Annotated in this window: 17 protein-coding genes; 9 read left to right on the plus strand and 8 right to left on the minus strand. The window is 60.4% G+C overall.

Going from position 1 to position 19,286, the window contains the following annotated elements; translation table 11 throughout:
• The first annotated feature begins 85 nt into the window (after positions 1–85).
• The 3 genes from H535_RS0116540 (at position 86) to trxA (ending at position 3,226) form a co-directional block, all read left to right on the plus strand.
• Positions 86–1,711 carry a hypothetical protein gene (locus H535_RS0116540; protein WP_026820416.1) on the plus strand — a complete coding sequence of 542 codons (1,626 nt, stop codon included), beginning with the start codon at positions 86–88 and terminating at the stop codon, positions 1,709–1,711.
• Between the two features lie 140 nt (positions 1,712–1,851).
• Positions 1,852–2,871 (plus strand): thioredoxin-disulfide reductase, encoded by a 1,020-nt coding sequence (gene trxB / locus H535_RS26175; protein ID WP_245580359.1) that lies wholly within the window; start codon positions 1,852–1,854, stop codon positions 2,869–2,871.
• 28 nt (positions 2,872–2,899) lie between these two features.
• Complete coding sequence (trxA, locus tag H535_RS0116550) at positions 2,900–3,226, plus strand: thioredoxin (RefSeq protein ID WP_026820417.1); 327 nt, start codon at positions 2,900–2,902, stop codon at positions 3,224–3,226.
• A gap of 1,679 nt (positions 3,227–4,905) precedes the next feature.
• Here trxA and H535_RS0116555 read toward each other — a convergent pair.
• The 8 genes from H535_RS0116555 to rpmH all read right to left on the minus strand — a co-directional run bounded on the left by H535_RS0116555 (position 4,906) and on the right by rpmH (position 10,650).
• Positions 4,906–6,096: a ParB/RepB/Spo0J family partition protein gene (locus H535_RS0116555; RefSeq protein WP_026820418.1), complete on the minus strand. Its 1,191-nt coding sequence runs from the start codon at positions 6,094–6,096 to the stop codon at positions 4,906–4,908.
• Positions 6,097–6,187: 91 nt separating this feature from the next.
• The gene (locus H535_RS0116560) at positions 6,188–7,168 is read right to left on the minus strand and encodes a ParA family protein (RefSeq protein WP_281171272.1); all 981 of its coding nucleotides are present in this window, start codon (positions 7,166–7,168) and stop codon (positions 6,188–6,190) included.
• Positions 7,169–7,493: 325 nt separating this feature from the next.
• Positions 7,494–8,129, minus strand: coding sequence for a 16S rRNA (guanine(527)-N(7))-methyltransferase RsmG (rsmG, locus tag H535_RS0116565; protein WP_026820420.1), 636 nt, complete (start codon positions 8,127–8,129; stop codon positions 7,494–7,496).
• Positions 8,130–8,184: 55 nt separating this feature from the next.
• A complete protein-coding gene (locus H535_RS0116570) occupies positions 8,185–8,739 on the minus strand; it encodes a Jag family protein (protein ID WP_026820421.1) in 555 nt (184 codons plus the stop codon).
• Positions 8,736–9,692, minus strand: coding sequence for a membrane protein insertase YidC (yidC, locus tag H535_RS0116575; protein ID WP_026820422.1), 957 nt, complete (start codon positions 9,690–9,692; stop codon positions 8,736–8,738). The genes H535_RS0116570 and yidC overlap by 4 nt, the downstream gene beginning before the upstream one ends.
• Before the next feature lie 15 nt (positions 9,693–9,707).
• Positions 9,708–10,082: a membrane protein insertion efficiency factor YidD gene (yidD, locus tag H535_RS0116580; protein WP_026820423.1), complete on the minus strand. Its 375-nt coding sequence runs from the start codon at positions 10,080–10,082 to the stop codon at positions 9,708–9,710.
• Entirely contained in the window at positions 10,079–10,462 is a 384-nt protein-coding gene (gene rnpA / locus H535_RS26180) for a ribonuclease P protein component (RefSeq protein WP_051299448.1), read from the minus strand. The genes yidD and rnpA overlap by 4 nt, the downstream gene beginning before the upstream one ends.
• 50 nt (positions 10,463–10,512) lie before the next feature.
• Positions 10,513–10,650 carry a 50S ribosomal protein L34 gene (gene rpmH / locus H535_RS28580; protein ID WP_081416759.1) on the minus strand — a complete coding sequence of 46 codons (138 nt, stop codon included), beginning with the start codon at positions 10,648–10,650 and terminating at the stop codon, positions 10,513–10,515.
• 437 nt (positions 10,651–11,087) lie between these two features.
• On the opposite strand from rpmH, the gene dnaA reads away from it, so the two are divergent.
• From dnaA to gyrB, 6 genes are all read left to right on the plus strand, one after another.
• A complete protein-coding gene (dnaA, locus tag H535_RS0116590) occupies positions 11,088–12,503 on the plus strand; it encodes a chromosomal replication initiator protein DnaA (protein ID WP_026820424.1) in 1,416 nt (471 codons plus the stop codon).
• Positions 12,504–13,002: 499 nt separating this feature from the next.
• Positions 13,003–14,127 carry a DNA polymerase III subunit beta gene (gene dnaN / locus H535_RS0116595; RefSeq protein WP_026820425.1) on the plus strand — a complete coding sequence of 375 codons (1,125 nt, stop codon included), beginning with the start codon at positions 13,003–13,005 and terminating at the stop codon, positions 14,125–14,127.
• Positions 14,128–14,186: 59 nt separating this feature from the next.
• Positions 14,187–15,074: a phosphogluconate dehydrogenase (NAD(+)-dependent, decarboxylating) gene (gene gnd, locus H535_RS0116600; protein WP_026820426.1), complete on the plus strand. Its 888-nt coding sequence runs from the start codon at positions 14,187–14,189 to the stop codon at positions 15,072–15,074.
• Positions 15,075–15,123: 49 nt separating this feature from the next.
• Entirely contained in the window at positions 15,124–16,311 is a 1,188-nt protein-coding gene (gene recF, locus H535_RS0116605) for a DNA replication/repair protein RecF (RefSeq protein WP_026820427.1), read from the plus strand.
• Complete coding sequence (locus H535_RS0116610; RefSeq protein ID WP_026820428.1) at positions 16,304–16,852, plus strand: DciA family protein; 549 nt, start codon at positions 16,304–16,306, stop codon at positions 16,850–16,852. The genes recF and H535_RS0116610 overlap by 8 nt, the downstream gene beginning before the upstream one ends.
• Positions 16,853–17,127: 275 nt before the next feature.
• Positions 17,128–19,161 carry a DNA topoisomerase (ATP-hydrolyzing) subunit B gene (gyrB, locus tag H535_RS0116615; RefSeq protein WP_026820429.1) on the plus strand — a complete coding sequence of 678 codons (2,034 nt, stop codon included), beginning with the start codon at positions 17,128–17,130 and terminating at the stop codon, positions 19,159–19,161.
• Positions 19,162–19,286 lie beyond the last annotated feature (125 nt).

Below are 19,286 nucleotides of genomic sequence, written 5' to 3' on the forward strand. Positions count from 1 at the left end.
TCTGTGGCAGGTAAGATCTGTACAAATCTCCATTTTCAACCGTGCCCGCAGCGCACACTAACGACAGCCTAGTAGGGAGGGAACCGTGCCACAGCCCGTTGACGTTGGCTCCGTATTGGGCGGTCGCTACAAGGTCACGAAACATGTGACAACCTCTGCCGACGACGATTTGGTGCTGGACGGCGTGGACCAGGTCCTCAACCGGGGCGTCAGTATTCTGGTGGCCGGCTCCGACAATGCTGATCAGGTCGCGACCAGTGCCAGGGAGATCGCCACAGGCGAGCGTCCCGGCGACGTACAGGTGCTGGACCTGGGTGTAGCCGACAATCGCACCTATCTGATCACCAATGAAACGTCCGCGGCGGACCTTCTCGATCTGGTGGTGGCGGCCAATCCACCGTATGTGGAGCCGTTCCAAACGGACACGCTGGGCACGGAAATCTTTGGCCGGCCGCGCTCCACGGAGCCCGAACCGTATGACGACCGATACCAGCCGGCACAGTACGACGACCTGCAACGCAGTGAACCACCGCGGCCCCGCAATACCCGGGCCCCCCGTGGCACCGTGGTTCCACCACCGCCCACTGTGCCACCCAAAAGCGCAGGACAGCAGGGATCCGGCCGCGACACCGCCGCATCAGGTTCCGCCGGGGCGGCCGCAGGGTCGGGGGCAGCCGGTGCCGGAGCCGCATCCGGTGCGGAAGCGCAGCAAGGCGACCACACCGGGCGCAGCGCTCAGCAACACGAACCCAAAGTCACGCTCTGGGACAGCGAGGAGTACACACGCCAGGACGAGGAAGACGACCGGGCCGGCGCCGGTGCCGCAGGTGCGGGCGGCGCAGCCGCGGCCGGTGGGGTCGCGGCCGTCGGGGCCGGTGCAAGCGCAGCCAGTGGAGGCGGCGGAGCCAGCAACCTTGGCGCCGGCCGCCCGGCGTCGCGCTTCCCTGCAGCGGCCCGGGGTGCCGGCGTCGTCTATGCCAATGAAGAAGAGGAGAGCCGGAAGAAGCCTGCCTTCACCCGTTGGCTGGTGGGTGGTGTGTTGGCCATTCTTTTAGTTATCGCCGTGGTACTGGCGGTCGGGCAGTTGGGATCCATGTTTCAGCCGACCGCCTCGGACAATCCCGGGACAGAGCAGAACGCGCCGGTGGAGACTGGCGACCCACAAGCCGATAACGAGGCAGGTGAGTCCGGCGATGAGGCTTCCGGATCGCCCAGTCCCTCTCCCACCCCGAGCGAGGATGAGGGACCCGACCCCGTTGCGACGGATGTCACCCGACTGGTGCCGGACGCTCCGGATCTTGATGCCGGCAACGACGATTTGCTGCCGCAGACCATCGACGGCAATCCGGCCACATCCTGGAACAGCCTGCTCTACGCCAATGACACCTTCGGAGGATTCGCCTCGAATATGGCCCTCGTCGTCGAACTCGAAGAGCCTGCCCCGGTCACCGAAGTCCAGCTGCAGCAACTCAACGGATCGGGCGGAAGCTTCCAGATACTGCTCAATGACAGTCCTTCGCTTGAAGGAGCTGACCAGGTTGCCCAGGGCAGCTTCACGGCCCCGAGCATCACGTTGCCCATTGCGGAGGAGGAGGGCGAAGCGCCCAAGACTCAATACGTCATCATCAACTTCACCGAGCTGCCGGAGCTGGCCAACAGCAGCGGCCCCTACCCTTGGGGCATCAAGCTCGCCGAAATCAATATCAGCTAGGCGGACGCGTCGCAGCTGTGCCCAATGATGGAATATTCGCCGCCTACAGGCAGTTGTGCCGGTCAGATAGATCCACGACCGTCGTAGCCCAGCACCACAACGGTTGTAGTCCACCAAACAAGGAATGAGGTTCACTGCCAGTGAGCACCGAAACTGAACGTCCTGCGTCAGAGACAGGCCACGAGGACATCCACGACGTGATCATCGTCGGGTCGGGGCCTGCCGGCTACACTGCCGCTGTCTACACCTCCCGCGCTGCATTGAATCCGCTGATGTTTGCGAGCTCGGTCGAGGCAGGTGGCGAGTTGATGAACACCACGGACGTGGAGAACTACCCGGGGTTCCCGGAGGGCGTTATGGGCCCGGACCTCATGGAACACTTCGAGAAACAAGCCTCCCGGTTCGGGACCCGTATCGAATTTGAAGACGTCGCAGCACTCGAACTCTCCGGTGACATCAAAAAGGTCACCATTGCCTCTGGCGAGACGTATCAGGCCCGGACCATTATCCTCTCCACAGGCTCTGCCTACCGCGAGCTGGGACTAAAAGATGAGAAGCGGCTTTCCGGCCATGGCGTGAGCTGGTGTGCCACCTGCGATGGCTTCTTCTTCAAGGATCAAGACATCGCCGTCATCGGCGGGGGCGATTCGGCCATGGAAGAGGCACTCTTTCTGACCAAATTCGCCAAGTCGGTCACGATCGTTCACCGTCGCGACAGCCTGCGTGCCTCGAAGATCATGCAGGACCGGGCGTTCGGCAATCCGAAGATCAACTTCGTATGGAATTCTGAAGTGACCGGGATGTCCGGCGACGCAAAGGTCAGCGGCATAAGCCTGAAAAATAATCTCACTGGCGATGAGAGTGAACTCGCCGTCACCGGAGTGTTCGTGGCCATCGGCAACGACCCTCGGGTCGACCTGGTCAAGGGCCAGCTGGACCTCACCAGTGAAGGCACCATTGCGGTTCAGGCCCCCTCCTCCAAGACATCGCTGCCCGGTGTATTTGCCGCCGGCGATGTCGTCGACCCGACCTATCGGCAGGCAATCACGGCTGCCGGCACAGGATGCATAGCCGCCATCGACGTCGAACACTACCTTGCCAGCCTTCCCGGCGGCGCCCCCGGACAAACTGTTCCGGTTGAAGAAGCCGCAACCGTTTAACAGCATCCACACAGAATCGAGGCCAACCATGAGCAACGCAAAAGACGTGACTGAAGAGTCCTTCCAGACAGACGTACTGGAGGCCGGCAAACCGGTGATGGTCGACTTCTGGGCAGAGTGGTGCGGCCCATGCCGCCAGCTCTCACCCATACTCGACGAAATCGCCTCCGAACACTCCGAGAACATCGACGTTGTGAAGCTCAACGTCGATGACAGCCCTGGAATTGCGGCCAAGTACGGTATCACTTCCATACCGGCCGTTTACGTATTCAAGGACGGCGAAGTCGCAGCAACCGCGATCGGAGCCAAGCCCAAGCAGGTCCTCGAGCAGGAATTCGCCGAGTTCCTTCAGTAGCGGCCGACAGCCGCCACCCCTGACCCTTCTTTCCGGGCCAGGCCGATTACCAACAGCGCGGAGCGACGCCTTAGCGGCCGTTGCTCCGCGCTGATCTCATTCCGGCTGTACTGACGCCGACACATTTGAATCCACGGGAGCGGGCGCATGTGCACCACGGCCGACGGGGCATAGCCTCCTGCCCCGCACCAACCCTCCAGAGACACCCACATGGAAGCTTCATGCCCGAAGCACAGCGTCTCGTCAATTGTGTGGAGGAAACAAACCCTGCCGGTTGCCTCACGGTAATTGACGTACTCTGAACCGTCCGGCACAGCCGCCGACACCTACAAGCGGGACGGATGGTTTCACGTGGAACCCGTGAGCCCCCAGGCTACCTCATCCCCACGGACAAACAAGGCGGACTCCCGCCGACTCCGGCCGCCAATACACACCGTTGAAGTCGGTGCGCGTCAAGCAATCCCAGGATAGGTGACCGCTCCAAGCAATAGGCCCACCACAACATTGACCCGTTGTCCCTCGAGACACCGTTGGGTCAATATGACGTCCTATGCCGGTTCGACCCCACGACCCCTGGCATCCATTGGCCGAACAACCAAAAGATTCCCATTCCTCTCTGCACCAGGCGCGGTAAGGGCCCACCAATCCCGTTCCTCGAGATCCTCGAAATCGGAGCTTCTGCCTCGAGCGCATCTTCCAGGCGGAATGCAAGGCCGGCCGCCGTTTCACGTGGAACAGATTCGGGTCTCGCCAATCCACGCGCCGCCAGATGCGGGCAACATGGAGGGCCAACCCTTGGAAGGGAAGCTAAGACCCAGGGTCAGTGCGTTGCAGGACCGCAGCGTTGCCATCTGTTAGTGTCATCGGAAACCGCCAGAGAAGCTCGGGGCAGCGATAGCCCGACCAACCCACTGCCTCCCGCTGGTGGGCCAGGCGGCGTCCGCCGCTAGGGACGGGTCAAGTGTTCCACGTGAAACCCGCGCGCCAGTCTCCGGTTCGGGGGCGCCCGACAAGTCCTCCACCGGGCTCAAGTCTCCCGGCGAGAACGCTTTTGTTGGTACAGGTGCTGGCGCCCGTGGGCAGAAATGCACTCCTTGGGCACGCCCGGCCCTGCTCCCTGCAACGCTCCTCATCGAGAACCCGCGGCACGCCTCTGCCTGCACGACACTGGAATTCCTGCGGCCGCCCTGCCATAAACCTCCGGATCCGGACACTCCGGCGCCGGCCCCAGGGCAACATGGCGTCGTCATCACCACAAGCAGACCGCTTCTGACCCTGGGCGGAAGACGCGCCCGCGAAAGCCCCATTGTTTCACGTGGAACGGTGCGATACGCCGCCGGCGGTGCCCAACGAGCCACCGTACCCCACGGAATCCGTGCCGCAGCGTCCGGCGCCACCATCCTAAAAGCACGTTCTTGTCCTGGTCCGCGCGCACAACGCAGTCCGCGGCCCGCATCCTGCCCCGCCACAGGTCTGGAAAGAAGACTTCGATCGGTCCTGGACCAAAGAGTCTCCAGGTATAACCCGTTGCCTGACCACCTGTGTCACGACCGCGCTCCGAAACGCGGGCCATGGCGCTGCGCCCCTGGCGACAGCGAAGTCCAATTATCTCCGGACCAATGCCTCCCGCCACAAAAATGGGCCGGTTTCACGTGGAACCGGCCCATTTCGCGCTTTTGCTACTCACCATTCGGATTCAGAACGCCCATGATTCGGTTCAAGTCGTCCACACTCGCAAAGTCGATGGCCACCTTGCCTTTACGAGCACCCAAGGTGATCTTCACGCTCGTATCGAGTCGGTCCGAAAGCGCGGTGGCAAGATAGTCGAGGCGCTCATGGCGCGCACCTTGCTGCGGACGATTGCTCCGCACAGGGCGCTTCAAACCGTCAGTCATCGCCACAATTTCCTCGGTGGCGCGTACGGACAACCCTTCTGAGACGATTCGTTGTGCCAGCTTCTCCATCTCAGCCTGATCGGTGAGGCTGAGTAGGGCGCGAGCATGCCCGGCTGATAGCACGCCAGCCGCAACACGACGCTGGACGAGGGGAGGGAGCTTCATCAGCCGAAGCATATTGGACACTTGTGGACGGGAGCGCCCGATCCGGTCGGCGAGCTCATCATGAGTGCAACCGAAATCCTCGAGGAGCTGCTGGTAAGCAGCTGCCTCCTCCAATGGGTTCAACTCACTACGATGCAGATTCTCCAACAGCGCGTCACGCAGCAGATCGTCATCACTGGTCTCACGGATGATCGCAGGGATCGCATCCAGCCCGGCCTCTTTGGCGGCTCGCCAGCGGCGCTCACCCATGACCAGTTCAAATTCGACGTCGCCCTCTTCGGCGGAAGGCCTGACGACGATCGGCTGGAGCATGCCGACCTCACCGATCGAGTGCACCAACTCGGCCATTTCGTCCTCGTCGAAGACGTCACGAGGCTGTTTACGATTGGGGTGGATCGACTCGACCGGCACCTCCGCGAATCGAGCGCCTGGTACCTCGACCAGCGTTTCACGTGAAACGGCGGCATCATCCGTCCCGCCCCGGTCATCATCGCCCTCTTGGGTACTTGGTGCTTCCTCGGCCCTCCTGACGGACTCTGGAACCTCTTCGGAGCTCTCTGGCGCCTCATGCGCCTCCTCTCGTGCCGGCGGCGCGGATCCATTGGCAGAAGGCTCGGCCGTCGGCGAGGGCACTTCGTCCCGGGCCACTTGGCTAGCCTCCGGGAAGAACACGTCCACGGGACGTCCTGGCTTGGTCTTCTGGGGCTGAGAGGCTACCGGTTCACTTTCCGGCTGTGCCTCGTCCTCCTCTGGCACGCTCGGTATAAGCGCGCCTAAGCCTCGCCCAAGGCCCCTACGCTTTTCGGCCATGGATATTCCTCCCAATGATGCGCTGGCAGAAGCCAGCAGTTGCACGTGAAACACTCATATCAAGTGTAAGCGCGATGCGAGACTCGTCCCATCAATTGGGCGAGGGTGTCTTCTGCTCGGTAATTTCGGTCGCTGCCTCCAGATATGACAAGGCCCCGCTCGACGATGGGTCATACGTCATCACCGTCTGCTGATAGCTTGGAGCCTCGGAGATCCGGACAGAGCGCGGTACCAGAGCCCTGAGAACCTGCTCCGGGAAGTGCTCGCGAACCTCTGATGCCACCTGGGCGGCGAGATTCGTCCGACCATCGTACATCGTCAGCAAAATGGTCGAGACCACCAGATCCGCGTTCAAATGCTTCTGAATCATTTCGATGTTCTTCAACAATTGGCTCAGGCCTTCAAGCGCGTAGTACTCACACTGAATCGGGATGAGCACTTCGCTGGCGGCTACAAACGCATTCACCGTGAGCAGCCCAAGACTCGGCGGGCAATCGATGAGCACGTAATCGAGTCGCTCCTCACCCGCCTTCTTGCGGTCCTCCGCATAAACGTCGAGTGCCCGGCGCAACCGCTGCTCACGAGCCACCAACGAAACCAATTCAATCTCCGCCCCGGCCAGATCAATCGTTGCCGGTGCACACAGCAGCGATGGGATGTCCGCAGACGGTCTCACGACATCGGCTATGGGTGAATCGTTGATCAACACGTCATAGACGCTTTCGATCTCGGAATTGTGCTCCACACCCAGTGCAGTCGACGCGTTGCCCTGGGGATCAATATCCACCACCATGACGTTCAGTCCGGCCCCGGCCAGCGCAGCTGCGATGTTAACCGTAGTTGTAGTTTTGCCGACGCCGCCCTTCTGATTGCTGACCGTCAGTATCCTGGTGGATTCAGGCTTCGCCAGTGATTTGCCGGCAAGCTTCTCCCGGCGCCTGGTCTCACTGGCCAGTTCTTTCGCCAGGGGGGTTGATTCGTCCACGTCGTCGATAGTATTGGACACTTTTCCTTCGCCCTCTCGATGGGAATTGGAGATCACAGTACCGGCTGAATCGCCCGCACTCTCCACAGCCGCAGCAACGGCAGACGCACCTTGCGGCTCTGCCGCCGGCTCGTTATCGGTCCGATCTGTTTCACGTGAAACTATGCCGGTATTTGCCGGATCAACAAACGCTTCCGGTTGACTTTCGGCAGTTTGGGTTGAGAGTGAGGACCCGAGCGCATCAAGCGGAGGAATGCGCTTCAACGAGTCTTTGAACCTCACCGGCCAACACTCACTTTCTCGGGTGGGTAATACGTCCCCTCCAGCCTAACGGGTCATTTACGGCACGCCTTGCAATGACCTGCCAAACCCTGCCGAAGTTCGGGCGCTTGTGCTGGTATTGGTGCTCCTGCTAGCCGCCAACTACGATGCGGACCACAGTAGTCGGCTCCTCCAGCACATCCGCCCCCATGCTGACAATTGATGTGTCCCGTCCACCAAGACGGCGGATGGTCGACTGGGCTTTGGACAACTCCTCTGCGCCGCTGCGCCCCTTAATGGCCAGTATTTCGCCTTTTCCATGCACCAGGGGGATGGTGATGGGAGCCAGTTTAGCCAAGGCAGATACAGCACGCGCCGTCACTACGTCCGCCTCAACGGTATCGGTGACTTGCTCAGCCCGTCCGCGGACAATCCGCACATTGTCGAGCCCCAAGTCCGAACAGACCTCGTCCAACCAGTCGACGCGACGCTCCAGCGGCTCAATCAGAGTCAGGCAGAGATCAGGGCGGGCAATGGCCAGGGCCACGCCCGGAAGCCCCGCACCGCTGCCGACGTCGGCCACGCGGTTTCCCTCACCGATAAGCTCTTCTACAACAACACAATTGAGCACGTGCCGGTTCCATAACCTGGGAACTTCCCGGGGTCCAAGGAGCCCGCGTTCGATTCCGGTGGTGGCGAGGTGCCCGACGAATCGCTGAGCCAGACTGAAGCGTTCACCAAATAACCGGTGAGCGGCGTTCAACTCTGTCTCGGATATTTCGCTCATCATGGGTTCGGCACAGCGCCGCCCAGGCTGTCCGTGCGGCAATCCGATGGTCCGCTTATTCGGCAGGACCGGACACAACGATGTGCCTCTTTGAGCCTTCGCCCTCGGACTCACTGACAAATCCAAGATCGGCGACGACGTCGTGGACAATCTTCCGCTCGTAAGCACTCATCGGCTCCAACGCGTAATCCTCGCCTGACGCCTTCACACTGGCGACCGCGTCCTCAGCGAGTTTCGTCAGTGTCCCCTTGCGGCCTTCACGAAAGCCGGAGATATCCAACACCAAGCGCGAACGATTCTCAGTTGCGCTCAGTACAGAGAGCCGTGTCAACTCCTGGAGCGCTTCCAGAACTTCTCCATCCTGGCCGACCAGTTGCTGCAATGAGTTGTTATCATCGTCTTCGGAAACGATGGAAATGTACGTGCGCCCGTTGCGGACCTCGATGTCGATATCTCCATCCACATCTGCGATATCGAGCAGTTCCTCGAGGTAGTCAGCCGCAACATCGCCTTCTTCTTCAAGGCGGCCCGAAGCCGGCTCTGCCGATGTTTCCGCGGCAGCTTCGGTAGCTTCCTGTCCGTCAGTATCTTCTAAGCGCTCAGTCGTCATCGTTTCTTCCTATTCTTACGTACAGGTTGTTGACGCTGACCACGAGGGGCAGCGGGGGTTTCTACGGCTGCCTGGTCACTCTTTTCGCCGTCAACCGCCAGTCCCTTCCGCGCCCGGCGTTCCTCCCGGGCCTTGGCGGCAGGCGAACCCGGGGTGGGCATCCGGCGAATCACGAAGAACTGCTGTGCCATCGTCCACACGTTGGTGGTGGTCCAGTAGACCAGCACGCCGATGGGGAAGTTGATACCGCCAATGGCGAATACCAAAGGCAACAAGTACAGCATCATCTTCTGCTGCCGCATGAATGGGCTGGCCATCGCCTCTTCAGACATGTTCTTTGACATGATCTGCTTCTGCGTAATGAACTGCGAGGCCGTCATCGCGATAATCATCAACAACGACAGGATGACGACAGTTGCTTGACTATCGCCCCCGCCGCCCTGAACCAGAGAAGCGGACAGCGGCGCCCCGAAAATCTGCCCGGAGTCGAACTCTTGGACTTGCTGGCTGCTGAGCGCACCAACTGTGGTGCCCTCGTCAGCGGCTTGCGAGACGCCGTTTAGCAGCCTGAACAGGGAGAAGAAGAAGGGCATCTGGATCAACATCGGCAGACAGGCCGAGAATGGGTTGGTCCCGTGCTCCTTATACAGCGCCATCTGTTCCTGGGTCATAGCCTGGCGCGAGAGCTGGTCGGTCTTGCCCTTGTACTTCTTCTGCAGGGCCCGCAGCTCCGGCTGCAATGCCTGCATACCGCGTTGGGCCTTGATCTGCTTGACGAACACGGGGATCAAGGCCGCCCGGATCACCAGCACAAGACCAACGATGGAGAACGTCCATGCCCATCCTGATGCCGGGTTCATCCCCAGGAATGTAAAGGCCTCGTGGAAGCCGATCATGATGATCGACACTAGCCAGCTGAATGGCCACAGGATGGTGTCAATAAATTCGAACATGCTCTTCTACGCTCCTCAGGCCGCGCTGCGACCCTCTACATCCGAGGGAATCTCGGGGTGATTCAGCACAACTATCTCAGGGGCGTCCGCTGGGTCGTTCCACTGCTTCTTACCAGCTGGAACGTGATCCACGCCGCCGAGGTTCCATGGATGACACCGCCCGACTCTGCGCAGAGCCAGCCACGTGCCTTTCACCGCTCCGTGTACCGTAACCGCTTCCAGTGCGTAAGCCGAGCACGAAGGGAAGAAACGACAGACCTGCCCATAGGCAGGGGAGACGGCCTTGCGGTACAGCTTCACCATACTGATCAGGACCAGTTGCGGCAGCCGCCACACGAATATGCCGACCCGCTGATGGGCGGGAACGTCTGAAGAGCCCTGCTGGGTCATCGCTCCTGCCCTTTCTCCGTCCACACGGGGTTCACGGTGCCGATACGGCCCACGACCTTTGCCCACGCTCGCTGATAATCCTTGGCTAACTGCTGCCACGATGCGGCAGCCGCAGGCGGCAAGGCCCGGACAACTACGGAGACCCCTGCAGGATGCTCCGCAATCATCAGTCGGGCGAGTTCGCGCAACCTTCTCTTAACTAGGTTACGCGTAACTGCGTTTCCCACCGACTTCGATACGATAAACCCTGCCCGGGTGGCCTCACCCTGCGCTGTCAGGTCCGCATACAACACTAAGTTCCGGCACCCGAAACGGGTACCGGAACGAACTGTGCGGGAGAATTCGCCGGAGGTCCGCACTCGATTCCCGACTGGCAGCATAGGCGCTTCAGTCCCGCGTTATCTGCTCGCCATCTGGCTGCGAATCGACCTTAGGCGGACAGTTCGGCGCGGCCCTTGTTGCGGCGGGTGGCCAGGATGGCGCGCCCCGCACGAGTGCGCATCCGGGCACGGAAACCGTGTTTCCGGGCACGACGGCGGTTATTCGGCTGAAAAGTCCGCTTGCTCACGGTAATAACTCCAAGACGTCAAGGGTGTTCCTACCCATCCATACGGGTAGGAACGATGGTAAGTGTTTCGCGTCCACTCATCTTTCTTTGTCAACCAGTTCGTAGGTGAACTGGCCGAACAGCCGGGGCACTGCTGCCGCACGGCGGACAGATAGGACTACACAACGTTAGGCGAGTGCATGTATGGCAGTCAAACCGTACATTCGGAGGCAGTCGACTCCGGTCCCCCGTATGTGTGTGGAAAACCGGGGCGTGTCCCTGCCTGGGAAACACCTGTCACGTACACATCATTCGACGCTTTCCACAAGGCGGATCCCAGCTATGTTCTGAAACAGAGTTGATCTAGGCTATCCGGATGGATCATTTATCCACCGACTGTGTATAACTCTGTGGAGAGTGATTTTCCCATAGCACCAACATCCTGAAGGGGTCTTCCTGTGAGCACTGACGAATTAAACGACGTCGGCAGTTCATGGCGACAAGTAGTGCAGATCCTCAAGGAAGACGATCGTGTGTCTCCCCGGCACCGTGCGTTTGTGGTACTGGCCCAGCCCTTGGGGTTGATCGGCACCACGCTGTTGCTGGCGGTGCCCAACGAGCTGACGCGTGAAGTCATGCAGACTCAGTTGAAATCACAGTTGAACGAGGCACTGCGTTCGGTCTTTGTCGACGACATCTTGTGCGCATTTTCCATTGACGCCGACCTCACTCCGGTCCATGAAGAAGAGCCGGACGCTGTTCCCCGTCCGATGCCGGGCCCTTCCCCAGTGCCTGCTCCGGCCGACGCAGCAGGCCAGCCGGCCAGCGATCCCCAGGAGTTCGGGCGGCTGAACCCGAAATATGTGTTCGACTCGTTCGTGATCGGTTCGTCCAACCGCTTCGCCCATGCCGCCGCAGTCGCAGTCGCTGAGGCGCCTGCCAAGGCCTACAACCCGCTGTTCATTTATGGCGAATCGGGACTGGGCAAGACCCACCTGCTCCACGCCATCGGCCATTACGTCCGCCACCTCTACGACGGCGTGCGAGTCCGGTACGTCAATTCCGAAGAGTTCACCAACGAGTTCATTAACTCCATCCGGGACGACGAGGGCACCAGCTTCAAGTCGATCTATCGCAACGTCGATATTCTGCTGATCGATGACATCCAGTTCCTCTCCGGCAAGGAAGCCACTCAGGAAGAGTTCTTCCACACATTCAACGCACTGCACAACCACAACAAGCAAGTGGTCATCACTTCGGACCAACCACCGAAACAGCTTTCCGGGTTCGAAGACCGGATGCGTTCACGTTTTGAGTGGGGACTGCTCACTGACGTGCAGCCGCCGGAATTGGAAACCAGGATCGCCATTCTGCGTAAGAAGGCAGCGGGAGAAGGGCTTTCAGCACCGGATGATGTGCTCGAATACATCGCCTCGAAAATTTCCACCAACATCCGGGAACTTGAAGGTGCGCTCATCCGGGTTACCGCCTTTGCCAGCCTGAACCGGCAGGAGGTGGATGTTGCCTTGGCCGAGACCGTCCTCAAGGATCTGATCAGCGACGACGTCCGCGAAATCACAGCTGCCACGATCTTGGGGCAGACGGCTGCCTACTTCAAACTCAGTATGGATGAACTCTGCAGCAAGTCCCGTACCCGCACGCTGGTCACGGCCCGGCAGATCGCCATGTATCTGTGCCGGGAGCTGACGGACATGTCCTTGCCGAAGATCGGCCAGGAACTGGGCGGACGCGACCATACGACCGTGATCCATGCCGACCGGAAAATCCGGGAACTGATGGCAGAGCGCAGGGTGATCTACAACCAGGTGACTGAGCTGACGAATGCCATCAAACATCAGCAGCGCGAAGGATAGCCCTCCACCGCTTCCCCACATGGATCCGGCGCTGCCACGGAGGGCCGTTAACAGTTGTGGAAAACGTTGTGGACACGTTCGTGGACGAACGGGATTGCCATGGGGATAACTTGCCAGGTCTCTGTGGATCCGCTTAAAACCGCGGTTCTTTGTCCCCAAGCACCAACAACGGACATGCTGAACGGCCCACAATGTATCAACAAGCATGAACGGCACAGACAACGCGGTGGAAGCGGTTATCCACAGTTTCAACAGGACTTATTAACACTACGAATCTTAAAAAATTTGAAACTCGTTCAAATAACACCTGCCTATCCGACAGATCCCGTTCACCGATCTGTCACACCGGAAGGCATTGGTACGGTGCACGAACCCTCGTCCTGCCGCTAAGCTGTTCGGAGTAAACAACCGTCGGTCGATATTCCGCAATCAGGGGTACAGTTGGTGGCTGTCGGGAACCAACGGATCAGTAGTCCATCGTGAAAGGCGGCACGGTAGCGTGAAGTTCAGAGTCGAGCGGGATGTCCTGACCGAGGCCGTAACGTGGACCGCCCGATCCCTGTCACCTCGCCCACCCGTTCCGGTGCTCTCGGGACTGCTGCTTAAGGCATCCGAAGGGACCCTGAGCCTGGCCAGCTTCGATTACGAAATATCGGCCCGCCTGGAGATCCCGGCCGATATCGCTGAAGAAGGAACTATCCTCGTCTCCGGCCGGCTGCTGGCCGATATTTGCCGCAGCCTGCCGTCCGCCCCGGTCGAAGTTGAAACAGACGGTTCCAAGGTGACTTTGACCTGCCGCAGCAGCCGGTTCAATCTCGCCACGATGCCTGAGGCGGACTACCCGGAACTGCCGGCCCTGCCCGATGTCAGCGGTGTCGTCGATGGCGATGCTTTCGCCCAGGCCGTATCGCAGGTGATTATCGCTGCCAGCCGGGATGACACCCTGCCCATCCTGACCGGCGTACGGATGGAATTCGAAGACGACCTGATCACCATGCTGGCGACCGACAGGTATCGGTTGGCCATGCGTGAAGTCGCCTGGAAGCCTGCCACACCCGGCATTTCGACCTCGGCGCTGGTCAAGGCAAAGACGCTCAACGAAGTGGCCAAGTCGCTGGGCGGGGCAGGTGACTTGAACATCGCCCTGTCAGGAAACAGCGAATTGATCGGGTTCGAAAGCGGGGGCCGTCGCACCACCTCCTTGCTGGTGGACGGGGAATATCCCAAAATCCGGTCGCTCTTTCCCGACAACACCCCGATCCACGCCACCGTTGAGACAAGCACACTGGTGGAAGCCGTCCGCCGTGTGGCATTGGTCGCAGAGCGGAACACGCCAGTGCGGCTGGCATTCACCAATGGCCAATTGAGCCTCGACGCCGGCACCGGCGAGGATGCACAGGCTTCCGAAGCGATTGACGCGACGCTGACCGGCGAGGAAATCACCGTCGCCTTCAACCCGCATTACCTTAGCGAAGGCTTGAACGCTTTCGACAGCAAGTACGTTCGGTTTTCCTTCACCACCCCGCCGAAGCCTGCCGTGGTATCCGCCCAGGAAGACATCGATGGCGACGACGACGACAAGTACAGGTATCTGTTGATGCCGGTGCGGCTGCCTAATCAGTAACCGCGGTACGCAATCCCGGCTATTGTCGGCGGCGAATCGTTCCAGGAGGGTTGATCACGGTGCACATTGGCTTAGTCGGACTGGGCAAAATGGGTTTCAACATGCGTGCGCGCATGCGATCCAACGGCCTGGATGTCACCGGCTACGACCGTAATCAGGATCGAAGCGACGCGGCAAGCATCAAGGAGATGGCTGCTGCTCTGCCCTCACCGCGAACCGTGTGGGTCATGGTGCCGGCTGGTGAGGTCACTACCAGTTTGATTAGCGAAGTGGCAGCCGAACTATCGGCCGGGGACATCATTATCGACGGCGGCAATTCCAAGTTCACCGATGACACCAAACATCGGGACATGCTGGCGGAGCAGAACATCGCGTTCATCGACGTCGGCGTCTCCGGAGGCGTCTGGGGACGCGACGAAGGGTATGCGTTGATGGCCGGCGGCGAGGCCGATGATATCGAGGCTGCGATGCCTGTCTTCGATGCGTTGCGTCCCGATGGTGCGAGGGAACTGAGCTTTGTCCATGCAGGGAAAACGGGTGCCGGCCATTACGCCAAGATGGTGCATAACGGTATCGAGTATGGGCTAATGCAGTCTTTCGCCGAGGGCTATGAGATCTTGCAGTCCAAAGACATTATCGACGATGTGCACGGCACGTTCCGGGCGTGGCAGAACGGGACGGTGGTCCGTTCCTGGTTGCTGGATCTGCTGGTTAAGGCTCTCGAAGAAGATCCGGAATTATCCCGCACCTCCGGGTATGTGGAAGATTCAGGCGAAGGACGCTGGACGGTGGAGGAAGCTATTGAACATGGTATTCCGGCACCGGCCATCACAGCAGCGCTTTTCGCCCGGTTCTCTTCGCGGCAGGACGACGCTCCATCGATGAAGGCCATCGCCGCACTGCGCCACCAATTTGGCGGCCATGCGGTCCGGCCGGCCGACGAATAGTATGGTGCGGCACAAAACGGGTTCCGGTATGGCAGGGATTGTTTAGCAGGTGTACGCAGAATTCCTTTCGTTGACTGATTTCCGCAGCTACTCGCAGCTGGATATTGCGCTTGAGCCTGGTGCCACCGTCTTCGTTGGTCCGAACGGGTTGGGCAAGACCAACATCGTCGAGGCCTTGGGGTATTTGGCAACCATGTCGTCGCACCGCGTCAGCTCCGATGGACCATTGATCCGCTTCGGTCAGGAACGGGCCATGGTGCGTGCACGGCTGCGCCGTGGACAACAGGGCACCGCCGTCGAAATGGAAATCAACGCCGGTAAATCCAACCGGGCCCGGATCAACCGGGCCAACCCGGTCCGGGCCAGGGACGCATTGGGCATCTGCCGGACGGTGCTGTTTGCCCCGGAAGATCTGGCGCTGGTGAAGGGCGATCCATCCAGCCGGCGCCGGTTTCTCGACGATCTGCTGGTTTCGCTGGTGCCGCACCACTCGGCCACCCGCAGCGATTACGAGCGGGTGTTGAAACAACGCAACGCCTTGCTCAAGTCCGCCCGGGCCAGTGGAAAGTTCACCGATGCCCACCGGTCGACGCTGGATGTGTGGAACCAGCATATGGCCGTGGCCGGAGCCCGGCTGTTGCGTGCGCGGCTCGATCTGCTTCGGCAACTGGAACCGCACATTGCACGGGCATACAACGACCTCACCGATGGATCGAAGGCGGCCGGGGCCAGGTATCGTTCGAGCCTGCAGACAACGCTGAGCGACGACGGAAGTGCAGAGTCCGGAGTCGATGCCAATGCCGATGACTTATCCGCGCTGACTGTGGACGAACTGACATCACGATTCATGGATGCTTTCCAATCGCAGCAAGCCAAGGAGGTCGAACGCGGGCTCTCATTGGTGGGACCACATCGGGACGAGGTGGAACTGATGCTGGGCCCCGCCCCCGCCAAGGGGTACGCCTCCCACGGTGAAACGTGGTCCATGGCGCTGTCGCTGAGACTGGCCTCCTACTATGTTTTCCTAGCGGACGATGAGACTGCCGGAGCGGCACCGATCCTGATCCTCGACGACGTCTTCGCCGAGCTGGACACCCACCGCCGGCAGCGGCTGGCCGACATCGTAGCGACAGCCGAGCAGGTGTTGGTCACCGCGGCGGTGGCGGCCGACGTTCCGGATACCCTTCAGGGACGCCAGATCAAGGTGGCCGCCGGGTCGGTGAGCGTCGATGAATGACAAACCGGAGCAGGACCCCCCGGGAGGTTCCGGCGAAGGAAGCGAAGACATCGACGCGGCCAGCTCCGTGCTTAACCGGATGAGGGAGGCGGCACTTGCCCGCGGCGAACGCCGGTCGAAAGCCGGCCAGCCGCCCCCGCACCGGAAGGAACGGCGCCGCAACGGGCGCAGTCGCCAGGAAGGCGGCCGGGATCCGCAAGGCTTGAGTAACGTAGTCGACCGACTGGTCAAAGAACGTGGCTGGACAGCGCCGGTGGCAGTCGGCTCGGTCATGGCGCAATGGGACGCACTGGTGGGTCCCGAAATTGCAGCCCATTGCCGGCCGGACAGTTTTGCTGACACCACCGTGGCAGTGCGGTGCGACTCGACAGCCTGGGCCACGCAATTGCGACTGCTGAGTCCGAACCTGCTGGCCAAGTTCGATGCCGAACTGGGCCAAGGCGTCGTGACCCGCATTCACGTTATGGGCCCGGCCGCTCCGAGCTGGCGGAAAGGCAACCGGGCGGTGAATGGACGGGGCCCCAGAGACACCTACGGGTAGCCATTGTTGCGGCGCCCTTGGTCCAGACTTGTGGATAACTAATTAAAGCGATGCAACGGCTCATGGGGCCTCAGAGGGGCCCTGGCGTGTGTGGAATCTTTGCCACCGGTCTTCGAATCGCTCTAAACCGGCATTATTGGCCGCGCAGGGCAGGTTATGTGCCGTGGCGAGGCCCCGGACAAGGTAGAATAGAGAGAAGAAGTCACGGTGCGGCCTGTACAGCACCGGTGACTGTTTTGTGCCTCCAGCCTCTCAAATAGGAGTAGACAACGCCTGTGGCTAATGAAGACCCGGTTAACCCCGATCACCCAACTGATTCAGTTCCGACCGTAAATGGCTATGGTGCCGACGACATCACGGTATTGGAAGGCCTGGAAGCGGTTCGCAAACGGCCAGGCATGTACATTGGCTCCACTGGACCACGAGGACTGCACCACCTTGTGTACGAAGTTGTGGATAACTCTGTGGATGAGGCCCTGGCGGGATACTGCACTCACATTGAGGTGACTCTCCTCGAAGACGGCGGCGTCCGCGTGGTGGACAACGGCCGCGGTATCCCGGTGGAAATGCATCCCAGGGAAAACCGTCCCACCGTCCAGGTGGTGATGACCATGCTCCATGCCGGCGGTAAGTTCGGTGGCGGCGGCTATGCCGTCTCGGGCGGCCTGCACGGAGTGGGTATTTCCGTGGTTAACGCCCTCTCGAGTCGGGTTGATACCGTCGTCAAGCAGAAGGGTTTCACCTGGTATCAGCGGTTCAGCAACGGCGGGCACCCGGACGGCGACCAGATCAAGGGTGAGGCAACCGACGAGACTGGAACCTCCCAGACCTTTTATGCCGACACAGGAATATTTGAAACCACCGACTACGATTTCGAAACCCTGCGCGCCCGCTTCCAGCAGATGGCGTTCCTGAACAAGGGACTGACCATCTCGCTGACTGACGAGCGGACCATCGAAGACGATGGCGATGAACTGGCCGATGAAGAAGCCCAGGAACCGAAACACCGCCAGGTGGTGTACCGGTACGACAACGGCCTGCTCGACTATGTCACTTATCTGAATTCGTCGAAGAAGGTCGACGTCATCCACGAGGACGTCATCTCCTTCGAAACGGAGGATGGGGAACGCGAAATCGCGCTGGAAATGGCGATGCAGTGGACGACGGCGTATTCAGAGAGCGTCCACACTTACGCCAACACCATTAATACCCATGAGGGCGGCACCCACGAAGAAGGATTCCGCGCTGCCATGACCTCTCTGATCAACCGCTACGCACGGGACAAGAACCTGATCAGGGAAAAGGACGAAAACCTCACCGGTGACGACATCCGGGAAGGGCTGACCGCGGTCATCTCCGTCAAGCTGGGCGAGCCGCAGTTCGAGGGCCAGACCAAGACCAAGCTGGGAAACTCCGAGGCACGCACCTTTGTCCAGAAGGCAGTTCACGACTTGCTTGGTGATTGGCTGGATCGTAATCCCACTGCCGCCAGGGACGTCATTCGGAAATCCATCCAGGCCTCCCAGGCACGATTGGCGGCCCGCAAGGCCCGCGAGAATACGCGACGGAAAGGATTGCTGGAGTCAGGCGGGATGCCCGGCAAGCTCAAGGACTGCCAGTCCAAGGATCCGACCAAGTCGGAGATCTACATTGTTGAGGGTGACTCGGCCGGCGGCTCCGCCATGCGCGGCCGCGACCCCGAAACCCAGGCGATCCTCCCCCTGCGGGGAAAGATCCTCAACGTGGAACGGGCGCGGCTGGACAAGGCACTGGGCAACGCCGAGATCCAGGCCATGATTACCGCCTTCGGCGCCGGCATCGGAGAGGATTTCGACGTCGAGAAGGCCAGGTACCACAAGATCGTGCTGATGGCCGATGCCGACGTCGACGGCCAGCACATCACCACGCTGCTGCTTACATTACTCTTCCGGTATATGCGTCCGTTGGTGGAGCACGGCTACGTGTACCTTGCCCAACCGCCGCTGTACCGGATCAAGTGGTCCAACGCCCCGCACGACTACGTGTTCAGTGACCGTGAGCGGGATGCGGTGCTGCAGGATGGGCTCGCTGCCGGTCGTCGGATCCCCAAGGACAACGGAATCCAGCGGTACAAGGGCCTGGGCGAAATGGATTACACCGAACTGTGGGACACCACGATGGATCCCGACCACCGGACTCTGATGCAGGTCACGATGGACGATGCTGCGGCTGCCGACCAGATCTTCTCCGTACTGATGGGCGAAGACGTGGAGATGCGCCGCAACTTCATTCAACAGAATGCCAAGGACGTGCGCTTCCTCGACATCTAGGCCAAAAGTTTTGAGCTTCTGTAGGCGCTTTAACGTTCAGAGTCTCCCCTCTCCCTCGCAAGCTCGGGAAGGGAACCCGGGCTCTTCTCTTAGAAGTTCGTTTGCGCCGGGAAGCTCAGGACGTT

The organism is Arthrobacter castelli DSM 16402, from assembly GCF_000430705.1.
Taxonomy (GTDB): domain Bacteria; phylum Actinomycetota; class Actinomycetes; order Actinomycetales; family Micrococcaceae; genus Arthrobacter_C; species Arthrobacter_C castelli.

What these genes read in the sequence shown, in the direction of transcription:
- trxA (WP_026820417.1), top strand. Translation starts at nt 2,900, where the DNA reads ATGAGCAACGCAAAAGACGTGACTGAAGAGTCCTTCCAGACAGACGTA.
- H535_RS0116555 (WP_026820418.1), bottom strand. Translation starts at nt 6,096, where the DNA reads ATGGCCGAAAAGCGTAGGGGCCTTGGGCGAGGCTTAGGCGCGCTTATA.
- rsmG (WP_026820420.1), bottom strand. Translation starts at nt 8,129, where the DNA reads ATGAGCGAAATATCCGAGACAGAGTTGAACGCCGCTCACCGGTTATTT.
- H535_RS0116570 (WP_026820421.1), bottom strand. Translation starts at nt 8,739, where the DNA reads ATGACGACTGAGCGCTTAGAAGATACTGACGGACAGGAAGCTACCGAA.
- yidC (WP_026820422.1), bottom strand. Translation starts at nt 9,692, where the DNA reads ATGTTCGAATTTATTGACACCATCCTGTGGCCATTCAGCTGGCTAGTG.
- yidD (WP_026820423.1), bottom strand. Translation starts at nt 10,082, where the DNA reads ATGACCCAGCAGGGCTCTTCAGACGTTCCCGCCCATCAGCGGGTCGGC.
- rnpA (WP_051299448.1), bottom strand. Translation starts at nt 10,462, where the DNA reads ATGCTGCCAGTCGGGAATCGAGTGCGGACCTCCGGCGAATTCTCCCGC.
- H535_RS0116610 (WP_026820428.1), top strand. Translation starts at nt 16,304, where the DNA reads ATGAATGACAAACCGGAGCAGGACCCCCCGGGAGGTTCCGGCGAAGGA.